This window comes from Acinetobacter harbinensis (genome assembly GCF_000816495.1).
In the GTDB taxonomy this organism is placed as follows: Bacteria; Pseudomonadota; Gammaproteobacteria; order Pseudomonadales; family Moraxellaceae; genus Acinetobacter; species Acinetobacter harbinensis.
The window spans coordinates 5,991-6,524 of the sequence record NZ_JXBK01000003.1 but is presented as its reverse complement, the minus strand read 5'-3'; the positions used below and the strand labels follow the sequence as shown (position 1 = coordinate 6,524).

The window sequence follows — 534 nt, the reverse complement described above, 5'->3', positions numbered from 1 at the left end:
AGTATTTGGTTTGTGACCAATTGCCACGAATAAACCCTGTACCTCAATATCTTGCTTTGATCCATCTACAGTGGATTTTAAACGCACTCCAGTTACTCCGGTGTTATCGCCTAACACTTCATCCACTTGATTGTTCCAAAGAATGCTAATTTTGCCTTCTTTCTGTTTTGCAAAAAGATGGTCTTGTAGAATTTTTTCAGAACGCAATGAAGCTCGGCGATGCACTAAAGTCACGTGAGCTGTAATATTAGACAGGTAAAGCGCCTCTTCAACCGCAGTGTTACCACCGCCTACAACCATCACCTTCTGGTTCTTATAGAAGAAACCGTCACAAGTTGCACAGGCACTTACACCTTGCCCCATGAATTTAGCTTCAGACTCAAGACCTAAGTATTGTGCCGTTGCACCTGTGGCAATAATCAGGGCATCACAGGTGAATTCTTCCATATCGCCTTTCAGCACGAATGGACGAACGCTTAAATCCACTTCACTGATATGGTCATAGACGATTTCGGTGCCAAAACGTTCCGTATG

1 protein-coding gene is annotated in these 534 nt (G+C 43.4%); it reads right to left on the bottom strand.

The window, feature by feature from the left end:
• On the bottom strand, positions 1 to 534 hold a 534-nt coding region (locus tag SE27_RS14650; RefSeq protein ID WP_455550017.1), incomplete at both ends, for an FAD-dependent oxidoreductase.